The organism is Edwardsiella anguillarum ET080813 (assembly GCF_000264765.2).
Classification (GTDB): Bacteria; Pseudomonadota; Gammaproteobacteria; order Enterobacterales; family Enterobacteriaceae; genus Edwardsiella; species Edwardsiella anguillarum.
Map to the genome: position 1 here is coordinate 812,581 of NZ_CP006664.1, position 15,695 is coordinate 828,275.

A 15,695-nucleotide genomic window follows, 5' to 3' on the forward strand; every position below is an offset into this window, starting at 1 on the left:
CGATTTTCTTCGCATCATTCAAGGCCTGAACACTGCCACCGCTATTTTTGTAGTGGCGTTAAACAAAAGCCATCACGAACCCAGGCGCCGCGCCATCCAACGCTGGGATAGTCGGGTTAGCTCAACCTTTCGCTGCAGGTAATCCATCCCCATATCCAGCAGGGTTATATTGGTGCTTTCCAGATAAGACAGATGCTCCAACTGCTCGGCATTCATCGAGTCACGCGGATCCCCAACCAACCCATTCATACCCGCCCATTGCTTCGCAGTAAGGCCTCCCAGGACGATGCGGGAGATCATGTTACTTTCGTTGCTATAGTGGTGAGACTGCGTCGCCTTGCCCTGCTCAGCCCTTACCGATTCCAACGCAGAACACATCGGCTTAAACAGGTTTGCCACTCCGATGCGAGCCTTTAGCTTGCGACGATAGCGCGCGGCGGCCTCTGGGGCGGTGAGCTGTAACGCCTCTTCACACTGGATGAAGTAACGACGGATGGCGCGCCCTTGTTCACTACGCTCAACCATTGCCAGCTCTTTGGCTGTGTTCAGCGTCAACAAGTAATCATGCTCTATTTGTTGGCGAGATTTTGCGCTCGCCCGTTTTGGCGAGCTCAAATTTTCAACAGCGATGTAATCAACTCCAACCACGAAGCCGTATTGGCTAACCCGCCCTTTAACCCAGTTGGTGAAGTCTCGGCCAACCCCCAAAGCACCATGCAGTGCTCTGGCACTCACAATATTGGTTTCACGCTCACCGATCCGGCCACTGACAACAGGAACAATGTCAGCGAACTCATTAACGACATGATGATTGCTTGATGCGTCGGTATAAGAAGATGCTACAGATGTGTTCATATCGATGGTTACCTTATAGAAACAAGCCTCGTTGCCCAGAAACGTCGCCCACAGAGAGGTCGCCACCTATAACGGCGTTTCTCCGAGGCCTGTTTCTATAAGGCTCTGTGTGATTGTTTACGCCGGGCATGGCGCAGATACGAAAAAGCCCCGGCATAGCCGAGGCTCTTGGATACACGTCAGATATGGTTAAGACAGAGCGACCCGCTCACGCAGCCAGCCGTACAGAAACGCCTCGTTAGCTGGTCGCGCCTCTGATAGCTCGATGTAGCGAGCCCCCTGGCAGCAGTTCAGCGCCTTGAGCAATACCGCCTCGCCGTCATGTCCACGCTTTGCGAGATAGGCCCGCAGGGCGTTGGCCGTGCGATTACCGATAACCCCATCTACCTGCAGGTCAGGATAAAGGCGCCCGCTATCGTTCAGGGCGGTAAGGCAACGCTGTAGCATCTTGGCCGCTACCGATGGTCCCATGTTAACGCCAGTATCGAGCAGCTCCGCGGCGACGGGTTGAGAAACGACGTCGATCAGATCAAAGCGTGGGCTTTCCCAATAATCTGCGCGATAGATGCGCAGCGCCTGATCGCGTGACAGCATGCTGATATCACCGGTATAGCCGTTTGCTCGCGCCGTTTTCTCTGTAATACCCCAATTCGTCGGGCCACCACGATCAGCGGGATGGTTAACGTATCCGCCCTCACGCTTGAGTAGCCCATCAAAAATTTCATCTTTGGTCATCGCGAAGCCCCCCGAAATAACTGCATAACATTCCCCTTAGCTCTCATCACCAACGCCATGAAGAACACGTTGATGATCGTCTCGGATATGTCGACAGCGTGATACACGCCGATCAGCACCCGGAACGTCACCGATGCCGACGCCACAATCAGTACATAGGCCAGAGCAGCGCCCAGGCGCTTATGCTGCGAGCCATTACGACGAAACAGCAGCAGCCGCATGGCGATTACCCCGCACACAGCTGCATTGATGTGAAGCAGAAACAGATCGATCGTCACTTGCCACCCCCTTTAAAATTCAGGGGCGGCGGGTTCTTGGCTTTCGAGATGATGAACATTAGCACCCAGATAACGCAGGCACTCGCCACCAACGCGCCGATCGGCTTATCGACTACGACCTGGTCAGGGAGAAACCAATCGATAATCGATGCCGTAAACCCTGCCGCAATAACCCCCATCAGGAACGACACAAAGCCAAAAGCGATGCGCTTCCACGCGGGAAACTCCACAGCCGATAGGACAAACACAACGGCCCCCGCAAACGCCGCAATGACTACGCCAGCGTCCGCACCGGAAAAGATCCCGACAAACGTCACCCCAGCCAACGCCCCGGCAGCCGACCCCGTACCGGTTAGCGGATCACTCATGGATAGCTCCTTTTGTTCGCGCTCAGCGAACGCTGGGCGATAGTTGATTGCTCACCCAGGCAAGCAGAGAGCGCGCCACTAATGGCCACTCATTGGAAAGTAGTATTGGTTATCGCAACCGCTGACGAGCCATGGTTAATCTATACTTTGAAATAGATATTTAAGGTATGGCTGGTTAATCATGGTCTGGGAGGCGGCATGGATTACGAGACGAAATCAGAGTTAGACCAAATAAAAATAATGATGGTTGTCAGAGAGCAGGCCGTTAGCCTTATATTTCACAACATAGTAAAAACAATTGAGCGTATCGACCCATCAGGCCATCTGGTAAGGGAGCTCAAGAGCGACATCAACAATTCACTAACATCATTGCATCACGGTAATGATTTAAAGACATTCATTAACAGGCTAATGGATTATCCAGAAGGAACATCCTCTGGATTTCTGGTTAAAGATAAAAAAAGTTTTCTGGACTGAGCGATGACCTATCGCTTATTGACAAACCAAACCCACGATGCGCGCCCATCGGCATCGTTTTAATCGTATACCAGCACTGCTACGGACAAAAACGAAAAACCCGCTCAATGGCGGGTTAATCAAATTCGTTTCGCTTTTGCTGTCTGCCGAGCCGGCGCAGCTTCGCTAAGCGTATATCAAAATACTAACTTTTTCGGTAAGAATGTCAACTGTCTTTTTTTAACGCATCCCGCAGCGGCTTAAACAGCGCAAACTCAGCAGCCGCTAACCACGCATTCACCCGGTTCTGATGCGTTCTCAGGCACGCGCTAGGGTCTTTCTCATGCCGCTCTACAGCAATCTGATAGCAGCTCTTCCGATGGCAATAATGATCCTTGATTACCCTCAACTGGCCCGTACCTAACACCCTTGCAATCACTCCATCAATCACCACCCCCTCATCATCGCTCAGGAATAAAAGGCTACTGGCAGCGCGATCGCCTTTGATGCAGTCGAAAATGGCCTGCAATTCTTCACTCGTTATTCCTGAACGCACCAGCTGCCGCTTGGCCCTCAGCAATGCTGCTTTTGAGATCGTAGGGTCACAAATCAGCTTTGACAGAATACCAGCAGCCCCTTGGTTACGTCTTACCAGCGCCCAGCGACCCCACATACGCAGGCGCCCCTGCAGCCACACCCGATCCAGAGTCCGCAGTTTCAAATCACTACCATTGGCCGTAGCCACACAATCAGGATAAAACATCAGCTATCTCCACACATTAAGCTGTAAAAATTGCGCCGATACCCAGCGCCCTATTGAGGAATTGCACTAGCAGCTCTATCTGGCTGCCGTGCTGCCGCTCCCAGGTACTGACGTCCCGGTGCAGCTCGTCGTGACACCGCCGGCATAGCGGGATCACATACAGGTCATGGGTCTTGGTTCCGACACCACCCAACCCTAGACCTGAATTGATGATGTGATGCGGATCGTCAGCAGAACTACCGCACCCACTGCACTGCTGAATCTTCACCCAGCGCAAATATGTCGGGCACTCCCAGCGCTGCAGCTTGGGGCGCAGCATAAAGCCTGCCGCCGGTGCTTCATCCGCCGCCAGCTTGATCACCGGCTTCATTTTCTCCTGGGGGATGGAGGCTTCCGCCGCCTTCACCTTGGCAGCCAGAACCCCCTGAGCCGTTGGCCGATCCGGGATGATGGTTGACTCGCTCATCACGCCAGTGATCTCCTCCGGCTCTACGCCAGTGATCCGGCGCGCAATGCCTCCGGGGATCAGGTCAGTGACACCGAACTCCAAGGCCCACCAACACAGCTCTGGCTCAGTCAACTGATGCCCTTCCGGCATCTTGAGCCCACGGCGGGCAGACTCGATCACCCACTCAGCACGGTTTTTCTCGCACAGCTCTATAAACAACTTGCCATCAGTACCGCGCATGGCGTTGTCGCAGGTCCAACACAGCCTGGCTCCACCATGCTCGCCATCGGTATTGGTCAGCTGTATGTCGTGGTATCCATCGCGCACACCTTTCCACTGGCAGTAGTGGAAATTTTCCAAATATTCCGAAAAGTTCATGTACAGGCCCGCAGCTTTCTGCACGCGCTCATGTGCAAAGAAGGGACGCCACACCGGATCCGCCGCGATTAGCTGCTCAGACACCAGTTCGCCGGCGGGGCTGTCATGAAATGCCGCGGGTACATCGGCCAGCATCACGCGCTGGCCATCGGTGAAACGGCGCGTCAGTTTTCCGGTTTTCAGCAGGACAACGCCAGCACTCCGCTGCGGGTACGCGGTAAACAGCATGCGCATTACGCTGTCTCCCGAATCCGAATACCACGAGCAGTACCGCGGATCAGCTCAATGGCGCCACTGCGGCTCAGCGCCTTGAGGTGATCCTCTGCGGCGTTAGGTGAGCGGAAGCCAATCCCCCTGGCAATCTCCGCACGCGTTGGAGGGAAACCGTTAGCAGCGATAAAATCACTGATAAAGCTCAACACACCTTCCTGCTTCTTAGTCAGCACCATCACGCCTGCGCCTCCATCATCATCAGCTTGAGCAGGTCGCCCGCCCTGGAGTCAAAGAAGTGTGGTTGCGTCTCGCGCGGGTTGTTCGGGCTCGTGATGTTCTTCCCGTACTGGCAGCCCCGCGCTGTTACTGCCCAGAACGCCTTAACGCCATTCTTGGCCTTAGCTGAGCAGCTAGGGCGCTCACAGTGCTGAACGATGCCTAACTGCACCAGGCGCCGGTATGCGGCCGGTGTCGATATGGGAATGTTGTGACGCTTCAAAATGGCAGTGAGTGAGCTTGTCGGCCTGCTTGACCCATCGGCGGCATCTGATGGGGCATCGATGGCATAGGCCGGCATCAACTCAGGAATGCCAACGAACTGCTGCAGTTTCTGGTAACCGGCCAGTTTAGAGGAATTGGAGAGATTGAGGGTCTTGGCTGCAGACTCCAAGATCATGATACCCGCCTGCACCTTATCGGCAGCGCAGTTATCCCTGGCAGCAGACTGTATCGCGTCAAATGTGCGAATAACTTTTAGATTAAACGCTGCGCTGATCCACATGGCATACGCGTAGACAAGCTCCTTGCACGCATATGTACCACGGTTGTCACCGCCATTTATTACGCTAGTAGGTTGATTATCCAGCACTCCTGTAATCTCAGGAGTGGCGATTATTTCTCCGATAAGCTCTTTGGTCTGCGCCAGAGCCAGCCAGTTTGTGGGCTGGTGACGCTTTTCGCCACCGGCTGCCCGGTGCAAGTCGTTTAAGCAGAAACGTCCACCAACATCCTGACGAACGCAGATACCATCAATCGAGATCAATTGACTCATCACTACCTCCACACAGTTGATTGTCCCCACATACCCCGGCATGGCTATGCGGTCTGTCTATTCTACTGGATATTAAAACAGCCCGCATGAAAATCTTTTTGTTATATAAGGCATTACAAATAAAATGAAAAATCATGATTGGCATAATTGGCATACTATTTGCTCGTAAGCTTCTTAGGTAACGATAAGATTTGCTGTACCGTGATCTCTACACAGCCGCCCTTTACCACTTCGCCGAACTCGGCCGTCAACCGCTTGACCTGACTATCGTCATGCCAGATGCCGATCTTCGTCATGGAGTCCAACGGTGCTTTGAAAAAATTATCCAGATCACGGCGGGCGCGGGTCGGCGGGTACAGGACAACATGCACAGACAGATCACCGGCCATCGGCACCGGATAGCGGCGCAGCTGCTCCAGAACGCGGGCTCGGCATTCGGTGTGGAATGCTCGCCCTTTGGCGCTAACTAAGTGGCGGCCAGCAAGCGGCCCCCGCGAGGGGGCACGCCAGTAAGTGTTAACGCTAGGTGGAAACGGAAGGTACAGCCTCACGCCGCACTCCTTACTGGACGGCCTATAGCCTCCAGCGTGGATTTTGAGACCGTAGTAATACGATGCTGGGGCGTGGTGAACGGGCGCCAAATCAGGATCATTGATCCCTTGCTATTCCCCTTCTGCTCTGCCCCGGTCACAGCGTGGACAAAGTTGACACGGCCACCGGTGATAACCCTCACCTCATCGACCGTTTTCAGCGCATCACTGAACCAACCCACACTCATATCCTCCGGGACAAGCATCACTATCGTCTGGATCTGCCGATCGCTCTGCTCTGCCGCTTTAGCGACCCAAGGCCCGATCTTGCTGTACGGCGGATTACACCAGATAGCTCCCGCGCTCTCCCACTCACATCCCAGGGCGTTGTCTACCTCGGTCAGATATTTAACACACAGGGCGTTGCTCTCTGACGCCGCTGCATCCAGCCAGAAGCCGAACTCGAGATCTAACGCATCGAATAACCATAGCGGGGTCTGCCAGCAGTCCTTGGCCTCTGCCGGGGTATTGGATTTAACGCTCACAGCACGCTCCCTACGCAATTGTCATAGTCCATACGCGAATCACCGCTGACACGCTGGGAGCAACGCACACGGCGCGATAGCTCGTTACGGCGCTCCACAACACCACCGATCTGTGACGCACTGGCGCACATGGCCGCCGCGGTCAGCTCAGTGATCGCCCTACGGTAAAACCCACGCGATGCCAACGCCTCCGCACGCTCGCAATGTGCTGTGGCCATAACTGAATTTTTCATGCTCACGCTGCCCCCTTACCTGTATTACCAAGTACCTGCTGGCGAATGCTAGCCAACGCAGCCAGCCCGATTGATTTGTAATGCTCCGAGTTCCCGGCTAGCTCTGCGGCTGTTTTTGGCCGGCGATTATCGGCAATGCGGGCGACTGGATTCGGGATGGTCTTACCTTTCGCGATATCACGCGCCCAGACGGCGAGCTTAGATTTGATGGACTTCATCACCTCAACGTCGGTGTAGTTGTACTGCTGCATCAGGCGACGCACATCCAACACGATCCAGTACATAACCGGATGCGGCCAGGGGTATGTCTCCGGGGACTGATAGCGACCGCGTTCTGCGGCATACCGCTTGAACTCATCAAAAATATCCGCCGCCGCCGGCAACCCAACCGCTGAAACCATCCCATCACGGCACCAGGCGATAAACTTTCCGCAGCTCGGCCAGAAGTCCGTCTCCTGCTGGCGCGCAATACGCATACCGGCGCGGACCTGCTCGACTGTCGTGATCCCGTTCTCGGCAAATGCCAAGATCCACTGGCGTTTAGTCGCCGCTTCGGCGGATGGGTCAGCCATCACCGTATGCCTGGCCGCCGGGAAGATCTGAACCAGGTTGTCAAACAGCACATCAACCAGCTGCTGGGCGTCGGAGTTTACTACTCGGCGTTGGCTAACATCACCACTGGCCATAGTCGCCAGCGCGCCACCATCGCGATTTTTGATTACCGTGGCTAAATCTTTCATAGCGTACTCTCCCAACCTTCCGGGCTATTCCAGTGTGGTCCAGTAGACGCGCCGAACGGCGATGCACTCCCGCGATTCCAGGAGTTACCGCAACGCGACGGTCGGCCAGCATTGGCCCAGTTAGTCGCCTTCACAACGCGCTCATCGAATCTCGATGCTCTAAAAATCGTGGTTGGGCAGAGATGCTCTCGCATTTCAGGATCTGCGCCCCACATCTCGGACAGGTAGTCCATGACTAACCGGCAATCATCAACGGTGAAACCCTCACGCAAGCGAGCCGCAATCTGCTTGGACGCAATCGTCCCTTTGCGGAATCCAAGCGGCTTTGGCTTGCCCAGCTTGTCGGCCAGGGTGGCGATGTTTTGGTTCAGGTGGTCAATCAGGATTGATACCTGTTCGGCCATCCCCTCCCCCTGGGGGGCTAGGGGGGTAGATCTTTTATCTTTTAGGTTCCTGATAGATTCCGGATCCCGTTTTTGGGGGTCTTTCCCTCCAAAATTGGGTGTCTTTCCCTGTGTAACGCTACCGTTTTCGGGTGTCTTTACATCTGAAACACACCCGTTTTCGGTAATGTTCCCGTTTTTGGGTGTCTTTGCTTTTTTAACAGTACCGTTTTTGGGTGTCTTTAAAGATTCCCGTTTTTGGGTGTGTTTCGAATCCTCATAGCTCTCGGACACTCCCACCAGGCGATAGACGATAACTTGCCGGGTGGCGCCACGGCGTTCTCCGGTATCCTCAATCAGCCCCAACTCAACCAGGTGCTTCAGGCTTGACTGCACTGTCTTTACGTTCAACTCGGTGGCATCAGCCAAGGCAGCAATAGACGGGTACGCACAAAGATCCGCACCGCACATGTCAGCCAGCCAGGTTAGAACCGCCTTGGATGATGAGCGTCCCGTCTTGATGGGCTTGGCCCACCGCATCGCATCAATGCTCACGCTAACCTCCGAAAACTGGCGTTAAATACGATCAGGGCCGCGTTAATCGTCCAGCCATAGTCGGGTTCTAACTGATAGGTGACCAGTTGTCTTTCTGTGCATGTCGAAACTACACGCACGCCATTGCCATAGCGATCTATGTACAGATGGCCAACCCTCGGAAACTTAGCCATGCGCCCTCCCGTTCCCGTAAAACTCGCCCCATGCCGCATCAACCGCTGCACGACCGACTACCAAACCCCGGCGAGGTTGGTTGTTGCCTGACCGATTAGACGCCGCTACGATTTGCTCATAGCTCAGGCGGCCACCGACGATCCGGCACCGAAATTGCGTTGATGGTCTGTTTTGGCTTAAAATGTTCATGCGTTTAATCTCCACACAGAGTTTTATGCGCAGGCGCACTGGGACGGCATTCCCGGTGCGCCACCCATACCGCTGAGTCATCAGCAATCGCAGCACCATTCAGAGCCATGAACGCGAAGAAGCCATACGCGTGATGGCGCATCTTCTTCCAGAACAACGTCGTCAACTCCTGCTTCTCATCACTACAGATCACCCCATCAGCGACACCCTCTACCTTTGCTTTGGCCAACTCGCCATCGGCTACCATTTCCCGCATGGAATGCTCGTAAAGCTCCACGTTGTCGATCTGCTCCAATACGGGGATATCAACCAGCAACTTTCCCCGGCGGGCAGCGTGGTACTCGGCCAGCAGTGACGTCCCGGATAAATCTTCCATCTGCTCAAGCTCGATGAGCGTGAAGAAGCGGCTAGCGCACTTCTGATCCAGGTGATTGCGGAACGCGTCATAGGTCATACCCAGCTGTATGGCCATCGCCTTCTGGCCTCCTGGATACGCCTTGCACATTTCTTTGATCGTTGTCTTAATGTCCACCATCTCTTTTGTCCTTTGGTAGGTGCGTTGTTTTATCGATTGCAACTAAACTGAAATCATCATGTTCTGTTCGGGTAGATGTCAGGGCGAAGCTCGCTTTTGGATACCTTCCCGCGAGTAACGTCCTCTAGACGTTGAGCAAGAGAGAATCCGGCTTTCTTGTGCCCCTTAAAGACAAGGCGCAGATAGCCAGCGCTGCTGCCAACCTGCTTAGCAAGATCGGCTTTTTGGTCAGTAGTAAGAGTGTTCCAATAATCAGACATAGTGTACCTCCTGGATACATTATGCACCTTTACGATGAACCTGCAAGACACTTGTACCTATTTGGTACAGGATGTCTAATAGGAACCATGAAAACTAACGATGAAATCAGGCGAGAAAACGCCCGTAGTCTCAGAGATAGTTCCGGCGGGAATAAATTTTTCGCGGGGATCATCGATAGAGAACCTACGCAGATAAGCCGCATCATTGGAAAGAATCCCTCTAAAAACATTGGGGATGATTTGGCTCGTCATATAGAGAAGTGCTTTTCTTTACCAGCAGGCTGGTTAGATCAAGAGCATGTATCGTCAACGTCATGTAAAATAAAAGAAGTTTCAGATACAGAGTTAAACATACACTTAGTACCTGTCATCTCTTGGGTGCAAGCAGGCGCATGGAAAGAGATGGGGTTTTCTGAGGTCGATTTGAGTAGCGTAGACCATTACCCTTGCCCAGTACCTTGTGGGCCAATGACATACATCCTGAGGGTCATCGGCGACTCAATGATCGAAGAGTACCGCCCTGGAGAGATGATTTTTGTAGATCCAGAAGTCCCGCCTGAACATGGGGACGATGTAGTCGCTCTCATGCTGGATAGCGGAGAAACGACGTTTAAAAGGCTTATAGAAGATGGTGGGAAAAGATATCTAAAAGCCTTAAACAAGGACTGGCCAGAGCCATACCTTCCAATAAATGGCAATTGCTCCATCATTGGAACTGTAATATTTTCAGGAAAACCAAGAAGATACGCAGTGTAAAAAATCAAAAATTAAACCAGGCCCGCAATGCGGGTCTTTTTTTTATTGACAATGTACCCATGCGGTACATAATGTACTCATAAGATACACGAACGGATAGTAACAACGATGTGAAGATGAGGAGGCGTTATGCCACGCTTAGTCGGCACAGCAACATCGATAAAGTTTTGGGAGATGGTTGAGGCAAAAGCCAGAATTGCGATCTGCTCCATTAAGTACGGTGAACTCTCTGGTAATGATGTTGCCGCGTTGCATTCAGAGTGTATTGCTGATCTAAAAAGCAATATTGACATGGAAGAGCATGCCAAAGCATATGGTGAATTTTTGCACGGTGTCGATAAAGATATTACACATGGTAGAGTTATTGAGCTTCGCATTAATAACTCGCCGCTTGCAATGTTAAAAACTAATAGTGCTGTGGCGGCTGACTATCTGTTGTTCCTGGAAGGAGTCATCAAAGCCCTCCTGAGTGATCGTGAGAGCCTCGAACGAGAAGCAAATAAAAGTGGCCGCACTATCAATGGGCACGGGTTTAGTTTTATCGGCTCAGTGGATATCCCACAGATCGCGGATGAACAAATCAACTCTGATCTGTGAGGCGCGACCAACGGTTTTAATTATTTGCTTTCCGGTGTCTTCGTTTATTTCGATATCCCAGCTAGAAAAGTTTTTTGTTGGGAATGACTCAGAGAAAACGAGCTTAATTCGCTCCTTAATATCCTCTCTGTCTAGATTACATCCGGAGTTTTGTAAGCACCGAAGAATGACATCTGATCTAGTCATTTAGATTTCCTTCTCAGTTATAGGACTTTGAAGGATACCACCGCCGCCTGAGGTGGTAAAACGACCAGGCTCTAATTTATGTGTGGAGATAGCGCCGAACCGGCGGCACCGTAGGGAAACCGAGCGCGGATATCCGGATAAATTACCATTGCCTTGTATCAATTGGCGGCCCCGGCAGCATCAACACCAGGGCGCTTCTCGGGTCGCAGCCCTTTTTACAGCAGCATGAGTATTTGGCCTTCGTGGGGCGTTGGCTGAGTGCTCATCCTGCTGTACTACGGGAAACCCACGGCCAGCTGGCGGTGCCGTTATAACACCAGCAGTGATCGATGTGACTTCCAACGCAGGCGATCACCGTGGCCACACGATACGTGGCACACACAGAGAAGGGTTCTGGCTAACCTTAACTTAAGTATGAAGTGAGTTATTCAGTCTATCCGGCTAGAGCTCTTCTCTGTGTGAATCCCTTATATGCCAATCGTGTTGATTATCCGTAATCAGCGCCGGGGACACTCGTACCTAAAAAATGTGTGGAGATAACGATGAAACTTGCTCAAATCAAAAATGCCATCGCCTATAAGGCGACGCTCCCTAACACTGAGAACCTGCTGGCTCACATGCAGGAGCAGCTGTTCACCGATGTTATAGAAACAGCGTTCCATGGATATGGCTTCGTGGCCAATGACATTACCGGCGAGATGATCACCCCGATTACTGGCGGGTTTTCTTTCACTATTCGCTACGATGAAAAAGTGATCCCTGCGAAGGCGGTCGTCGCCAAACTCAGTGAACGCATTGCGGAGCTACAGGCAAAGAATTTGCTGGGTGAGAAAATTAGCCGTCCGGTGAAAAACGAACTCAAGCAAGCGGTCTTAGCCGAAATGTGCAAGACAGCATTTATAAAAACAACGCTTCTTACCTGCTACTACAACGAGGAAAATCACCTTCTGTTTGTAGATACGCCAAGCGCGAATATGGCCAACATGTGCATGCACCTATTGGTAAAGGTCACCGGGTCCGTTAAAACCGAGACGATCAACATCAGTGACCCTAAGCACGGCCTGACAACTCGCCTGGAAAACTATCTGCAAAATGACAGACAGCCATTTGACGGGTTCACTGTCGGCAATATGGTGCAGCTCGGGCGCAAGGATGAGCAGAAAGAGGTGATCACATACTCAGAGACTGAGCTGTTCTTAATCTCTGATGAGATCCTTGATAAATTATCCACAGGCTTCACCGTCGAAAAACTTCGCCTGGTATTCAATGGCGACATCACGTTCGTACTCACTAATAAATTTCACTTTAAGCAGATCAACCTCCTGTCAGATCCAGCCTATGAAGATGATGACGATCTCCCCTACCGCTGGCGCCATGAGGCGGGGCTAAAGCTATTCCTCCTGTCCAATATCGTCCTCGGTCTGGTTTCTGTTCTTGAGTACAAAAACGACGCTGAGAAAAGCGCGGAGGCGTCAGCATGAGCCAGGTAGACAAACAGGCACTGCGTAGCGTTGCGGAAAATGCGACAGCCGGAGAATGGTGCACAGATGCCCACCATGGCGTTATTGCCGATGCCGGGTTGAACGCCAATTACTATATAGCGTCTTGCTCAGGCCCAGAGCATCAAGCCAATGCTCGTTACATCGCCGCAGCTAACCCCGCCACCATGCTAGCGCTGCTGGATGAAAACGAGGCACTAGAGAAGCGCATGGCTGGAATGGAGGATGATGTGCGCAACATCATAGCGCTGCTGAACGCAAACGAATGGGCCGAACATTGCACCCGTACCAGACTAGGACAACGCCTTGAACTACAGGTAACGCGCCTTATAGGTGCTTTATCCGCTGCTAGCGCCAGTAAGGGGGAGTGAGATGAAAATTGGCGATCACATGGAACTAGTAATCGGGATCATCGAAGAAATTAATGGCGATAATACCGATGCAAAACTGAAACTGCTGTCACTAATTATTGCTGAATACATGCTCAATGCGGACGTAACTGGTTTTGAAGTCTCTGCCGGGAAAATGAAAGTTTCAGTAGAAATAAGCGCGGAGGACTAACCCATGACCACTATTACCAAAGAATTTGCGCAGGACATTATCAAAGGTCACGGCTATGGCGTTGCTCCGTCAGCAGTAGAGGCGCTTGCCCGCATCGCGCTGGCGTCGCTGGAGGATGATCCAGCAGCGATAGACGAGCGGGCATCGTTCGACGCGTGGAATAACGAAGACAATCTTCCAATTGCAGGGGTTGGTGCGAAAAACGCTGCCTGGTTAGCATGGCAAGCCCGATCTCAATTGGCCTCTCATCCATCGCCAGCGCCAGTGGTGCCGGAGAAAATGATAGCTGATCCAGATGCTGATGTTATTGACCCTGGGTTTATCGCTGGCTGGAACGCCTGCCGCGCGGCCATGCTCAATTCCCCTAGCACTAGTAAAGGGGGAGTGAAGTGAAAATTTACATTGCAGGGCCAATGAGCGGCATCCCAAAGTTTAACCGCCCTGCCTTTCATTTCGAGGCGCTGCGCTTGTCGACCTTGGGGCACGTAGTCTTAAACCCGGCAACGCTTCCTGATGGTTTGAGCCAGCCAGAGTACATGGATATTTGTCTAGCGATGCTCCGCTGTGCTGACGCTATTTTCATGCTGCCAGGCTGGCAGAACTCAGCAGGAGCGAAAGCGGAGTTCGCCCTGGCTAAAAAACTGAATCTGGAAATCATCCATCAGACCACAAAGGCGGCCAGCAATGACTAAAGACGTCGTTATCGATACCGAAACCATGGACATCGAGCCAAGCGCCCTACTGCTGTCTATTGGCGCCTTTGCTCTCGATGTCAGTGATCTGGATGCTACCCAGGCCGACATACTGAAAGTCGCTCGCGATATCGATCTGCAAGACTTCTCCGTGCTGGCCTTTTATACCCGGCTCGACGCCACAGATCAGCTGATGTTAGGCAGAACCGTCAGCAAGAAGACCCAGGAATGGTGGAAAGACCAAGCAGAGGATGCACACGAAGCCCTAACCGGCGATCGCGTAGCCCTCAGCGAAGCCCTGATCGGTCTCTCTCGCTGGCTGGATTATCACCCCGGAGCCAGAGTGTTCTTCCGTGGTCCAGACTTCGATGGTGCCATTCTAGAGAACGCCTACCGCATGTGCGGCCTAGAGTGCCCGTGGCGATATAACGGCAAGCGCGACGTAAGGACATACATCGACACCAAGCTCCCTACGCGTGGCCGTAATGGCTATTTAGAGGGGCATCAGCCGTGCTTCCATATGATTAAGCACCATGCGCTTCATGACGCAATGAACGATGCAGAGCAGATGGCTATCGCATATCGGGAGGAATGCTAATGGAAACCTTTGCTAAATACTCCGCCATCGATTGGATGATCCTGCTTCAGGTTGCAATCATCTGGTTCTATATGGCCTGCAAAGCAGGGCAATGGATTTCCACTATAGCCTTGCGTAAAGGCTGGCGGTGGTTGAATCGCAAGGACGAGAAGTCACTGGCTTTGGATTCATTTTGCAAGGCGTTCAACCTTGAGGCTATTCAGCCGGGGAACTCCATCGCAGTCAAAACCAAAGGTGACATGCTGATTCTCGTAAGCAGGACAAAGGAGACCAGCAATGGCTAACTCATTCAAGCAAATGTTGAAAAATGGAACCATCAAGCGCCGTGATAGCGGCATGTTCATCAAGTTGGAAAATATCCATGTACAGCAGGGCTTCAATAAGCGCGTAGACGATGAGCGCACACAGCTGGCTGATGATGAGTTGTTCCAGTACATCCTAACCGGCGGCACCGTTCCGCCGATCGAGGTCCGCCCTCGTGATGATGGTGGCGTGTGGGTCGTTGAAGGACATCGCCGTACAGCCGCATTTCGCCGCGTTCAAGATGACGGAAAGCCATTGGAGTGGATCGCCATCGTCCCATTCACTGGCAGCGATGTAGAACGCGTGGCGCGCATCATGACCAGCAACAACCAATTGCCGCTGACGCAGTTCGAACAAAGCCTCGTTGTGAAGGAGTTGGCCGCGTTCAATCTGACACCGGATGAGATCGCCAAGCTGATCCACAAAAGCCGCGCCACCGTAGACAAACTGCTGATCCTCAGTACATCGAATCATGACGTACAGCAGCTGGTGAAATCAGGCGAGGTGGCCATGGACGTAGCCGTCGATCGCGTCAAAGAACACGGGGAAAGCGCTGGGGATGTACTGCAAGAGGATGTGAAGCGGGCAAAGGCTCAGGGCAGGAAGAAAGTCACGCGCAGCGTCACCGGCGGCCAGTTTAGCGCGACGCGCGCCCGCCGGCTGGTTGAGCTATTAAGTGATGCCGAGATGTACGATGACGGACGCACGCTGGTCCTGCGTGATGGGATCGGTGAGGAAGTGATGAAGATTATCAACGAATACATGCAGAAATAGAACTGCAGGCATAGACACACTGAATATCAACAACGGCCCC

25 protein-coding genes and 3 pseudogenes are annotated in these 15,695 nt (G+C 52.7%); 11 read left to right on the top strand and 17 right to left on the bottom strand.

Annotated features, from left to right (window positions below):
• Nucleotides 1-72 precede the first annotated feature (72 nt).
• The 4 genes from ETEE_RS03785 to ETEE_RS03800 form a co-directional block, all read right to left on the bottom strand.
• On the bottom strand, nucleotides 73-855 hold the full coding sequence (locus ETEE_RS03785) for an antA/AntB antirepressor family protein (RefSeq protein ID WP_049703962.1): 783 nt from the start codon (nucleotides 853-855) through the stop codon (nucleotides 73-75).
• A 189-nt stretch (nucleotides 856-1,044) separates the two neighbouring features.
• Nucleotides 1,045-1,590, bottom strand: a complete 546-nt coding sequence (locus ETEE_RS03790; RefSeq protein ID WP_034166122.1) for a glycoside hydrolase family 108 protein — start codon at nucleotides 1,588-1,590, stop codon at nucleotides 1,045-1,047.
• Nucleotides 1,587-1,868 carry a phage holin family protein gene (locus ETEE_RS03795; protein ID WP_034162745.1) on the bottom strand — a complete coding sequence of 94 codons (282 nt, stop codon included), beginning with the start codon at nucleotides 1,866-1,868 and terminating at the stop codon, nucleotides 1,587-1,589. Before ETEE_RS03795 ends, ETEE_RS03790 begins: the two co-directional genes overlap by 4 nt.
• Complete coding sequence (locus ETEE_RS03800) at nucleotides 1,865-2,236, bottom strand: phage holin family protein (RefSeq protein WP_014526530.1); 372 nt, start codon at nucleotides 2,234-2,236, stop codon at nucleotides 1,865-1,867. Before ETEE_RS03800 ends, ETEE_RS03795 begins: the two co-directional genes overlap by 4 nt.
• Before the next feature lie 198 nt (nucleotides 2,237-2,434).
• Between ETEE_RS03800 and ETEE_RS03805 the strand changes: the two genes are divergently transcribed.
• The gene (locus ETEE_RS03805; protein WP_014526529.1) at nucleotides 2,435-2,713 is read left to right on the top strand and encodes a hypothetical protein; all 279 of its coding nucleotides are present in this window, start codon (nucleotides 2,435-2,437) and stop codon (nucleotides 2,711-2,713) included.
• A gap of 205 nt (nucleotides 2,714-2,918) precedes the next feature.
• Here ETEE_RS03805 and ETEE_RS03810 read toward each other — a convergent pair whose 3' ends face one another.
• The 13 genes and pseudogenes from ETEE_RS03810 to ETEE_RS03855 form a co-directional block, all read right to left on the bottom strand.
• The gene (locus ETEE_RS03810; RefSeq protein ID WP_034166109.1) at nucleotides 2,919-3,455 is read right to left on the bottom strand and encodes a DUF1133 family protein; all 537 of its coding nucleotides are present in this window, start codon (nucleotides 3,453-3,455) and stop codon (nucleotides 2,919-2,921) included.
• Nucleotides 3,456-3,471: 16 nt separating this feature from the next.
• Nucleotides 3,472-4,509, bottom strand: coding sequence for a DUF968 domain-containing protein (locus tag ETEE_RS03815; protein ID WP_227625198.1), 1,038 nt, complete (start codon nucleotides 4,507-4,509; stop codon nucleotides 3,472-3,474).
• A 20-nt stretch (nucleotides 4,510-4,529) separates the two neighbouring features.
• Nucleotides 4,530-4,733: pseudogene (locus ETEE_RS03820) on the bottom strand (LexA family protein); the annotation flags it as partial.
• Nucleotides 4,730-5,545 carry a KilA-N domain-containing protein gene (locus ETEE_RS03825; protein ID WP_034166126.1) on the bottom strand — a complete coding sequence of 272 codons (816 nt, stop codon included), beginning with the start codon at nucleotides 5,543-5,545 and terminating at the stop codon, nucleotides 4,730-4,732. The pseudogene ETEE_RS03820 and the gene ETEE_RS03825, both read right to left, overlap by 4 nt.
• Before the next feature lie 155 nt (nucleotides 5,546-5,700).
• Nucleotides 5,701-6,096: a RusA family crossover junction endodeoxyribonuclease gene (locus ETEE_RS03830; RefSeq protein WP_038631239.1), complete on the bottom strand. Its 396-nt coding sequence runs from the start codon at nucleotides 6,094-6,096 to the stop codon at nucleotides 5,701-5,703.
• Nucleotides 6,093-6,620 (bottom strand): phage N-6-adenine-methyltransferase, encoded by a 528-nt coding sequence (locus ETEE_RS03835; RefSeq protein WP_034166140.1) that lies wholly within the window; start codon nucleotides 6,618-6,620, stop codon nucleotides 6,093-6,095. The genes ETEE_RS03830 and ETEE_RS03835 overlap by 4 nt, the downstream gene beginning before the upstream one ends.
• On the bottom strand, nucleotides 6,617-6,838 hold the full coding sequence (locus ETEE_RS19755) for a GNAT family acetyltransferase (RefSeq protein WP_227625202.1): 222 nt from the start codon (nucleotides 6,836-6,838) through the stop codon (nucleotides 6,617-6,619). The genes ETEE_RS03835 and ETEE_RS19755 overlap by 4 nt, the downstream gene beginning before the upstream one ends.
• Nucleotides 6,839-6,855: 17 nt before the next feature.
• Nucleotides 6,856-7,593 (bottom strand): replication protein P, encoded by a 738-nt coding sequence (locus tag ETEE_RS03840; protein ID WP_038631242.1) that lies wholly within the window; start codon nucleotides 7,591-7,593, stop codon nucleotides 6,856-6,858.
• On the bottom strand, nucleotides 7,590-7,997 hold the full coding sequence (locus ETEE_RS22295) for a conserved phage C-terminal domain-containing protein (RefSeq protein ID WP_420314969.1): 408 nt from the start codon (nucleotides 7,995-7,997) through the stop codon (nucleotides 7,590-7,592). Before ETEE_RS22295 ends, ETEE_RS03840 begins: the two co-directional genes overlap by 4 nt.
• A gap of 56 nt (nucleotides 7,998-8,053) precedes the next feature.
• Nucleotides 8,054-8,531: pseudogene (locus ETEE_RS22300) on the bottom strand (helix-turn-helix domain-containing protein); the annotation flags it as partial.
• Nucleotides 8,528-8,743 (bottom strand): DUF4222 domain-containing protein, encoded by a 216-nt coding sequence (locus tag ETEE_RS19760; protein ID WP_337588730.1) that lies wholly within the window; start codon nucleotides 8,741-8,743, stop codon nucleotides 8,528-8,530. The gene ETEE_RS19760 and the pseudogene ETEE_RS22300, both read right to left, overlap by 4 nt.
• Before the next feature lie 155 nt (nucleotides 8,744-8,898).
• Nucleotides 8,899-9,429, bottom strand: a complete 531-nt coding sequence (locus ETEE_RS03850) for a YmfL family putative regulatory protein (protein WP_034166046.1) — start codon at nucleotides 9,427-9,429, stop codon at nucleotides 8,899-8,901.
• A gap of 56 nt (nucleotides 9,430-9,485) precedes the next feature.
• Nucleotides 9,486-9,689, bottom strand: a complete 204-nt coding sequence (locus ETEE_RS03855) for a helix-turn-helix domain-containing protein (RefSeq protein ID WP_034166047.1) — start codon at nucleotides 9,687-9,689, stop codon at nucleotides 9,486-9,488.
• Between the two features lie 87 nt (nucleotides 9,690-9,776).
• Between ETEE_RS03855 and ETEE_RS19765 the strand changes: the two genes are divergently transcribed.
• The 10 genes and pseudogenes from ETEE_RS19765 (at nucleotide 9,777) to ETEE_RS03905 (ending at nucleotide 15,655) form a co-directional block, all read left to right on the top strand.
• Nucleotides 9,777-10,445, top strand: a complete 669-nt coding sequence (locus ETEE_RS19765; protein ID WP_034166048.1) for a LexA family protein — start codon at nucleotides 9,777-9,779, stop codon at nucleotides 10,443-10,445.
• A gap of 129 nt (nucleotides 10,446-10,574) precedes the next feature.
• Nucleotides 10,575-11,042 carry a hypothetical protein gene (locus tag ETEE_RS20970; protein ID WP_034166050.1) on the top strand — a complete coding sequence of 156 codons (468 nt, stop codon included), beginning with the start codon at nucleotides 10,575-10,577 and terminating at the stop codon, nucleotides 11,040-11,042.
• Between the two features lie 728 nt (nucleotides 11,043-11,770).
• Nucleotides 11,771-12,709: a recombination-associated protein RdgC gene (gene rdgC / locus ETEE_RS03870; protein ID WP_038631244.1), complete on the top strand. Its 939-nt coding sequence runs from the start codon at nucleotides 11,771-11,773 to the stop codon at nucleotides 12,707-12,709.
• Nucleotides 12,706-12,957 (top strand): annotated as a pseudogene (locus tag ETEE_RS22305) (ead/Ea22-like family protein); the annotation flags it as partial. The gene rdgC and the pseudogene ETEE_RS22305, both read left to right, overlap by 4 nt.
• A 142-nt stretch (nucleotides 12,958-13,099) precedes the next feature.
• Nucleotides 13,100-13,288 carry a hypothetical protein gene (locus ETEE_RS03880; protein ID WP_034165593.1) on the top strand — a complete coding sequence of 63 codons (189 nt, stop codon included), beginning with the start codon at nucleotides 13,100-13,102 and terminating at the stop codon, nucleotides 13,286-13,288.
• Between the two features lie 3 nt (nucleotides 13,289-13,291).
• Complete coding sequence (locus ETEE_RS03885) at nucleotides 13,292-13,681, top strand: hypothetical protein (protein ID WP_051905075.1); 390 nt, start codon at nucleotides 13,292-13,294, stop codon at nucleotides 13,679-13,681.
• Nucleotides 13,678-13,980, top strand: coding sequence for a DUF4406 domain-containing protein (locus tag ETEE_RS03890; protein ID WP_034165592.1), 303 nt, complete (start codon nucleotides 13,678-13,680; stop codon nucleotides 13,978-13,980). Before ETEE_RS03885 ends, ETEE_RS03890 begins: the two co-directional genes overlap by 4 nt.
• Nucleotides 13,973-14,578 carry a 3'-5' exonuclease gene (locus ETEE_RS03895; protein ID WP_034165591.1) on the top strand — a complete coding sequence of 202 codons (606 nt, stop codon included), beginning with the start codon at nucleotides 13,973-13,975 and terminating at the stop codon, nucleotides 14,576-14,578. Before ETEE_RS03890 ends, ETEE_RS03895 begins: the two co-directional genes overlap by 8 nt.
• Nucleotides 14,578-14,862, top strand: a complete 285-nt coding sequence (locus tag ETEE_RS03900; protein ID WP_034165590.1) for a DUF4752 family protein — start codon at nucleotides 14,578-14,580, stop codon at nucleotides 14,860-14,862. Before ETEE_RS03895 ends, ETEE_RS03900 begins: the two co-directional genes overlap by 1 nt.
• The gene (locus ETEE_RS03905) at nucleotides 14,855-15,655 is read left to right on the top strand and encodes a ParB/RepB/Spo0J family partition protein (protein WP_034165589.1); all 801 of its coding nucleotides are present in this window, start codon (nucleotides 14,855-14,857) and stop codon (nucleotides 15,653-15,655) included. The genes ETEE_RS03900 and ETEE_RS03905 overlap by 8 nt, the downstream gene beginning before the upstream one ends.
• The last annotated feature ends 40 nt before the right edge of the window (nucleotides 15,656-15,695 follow it).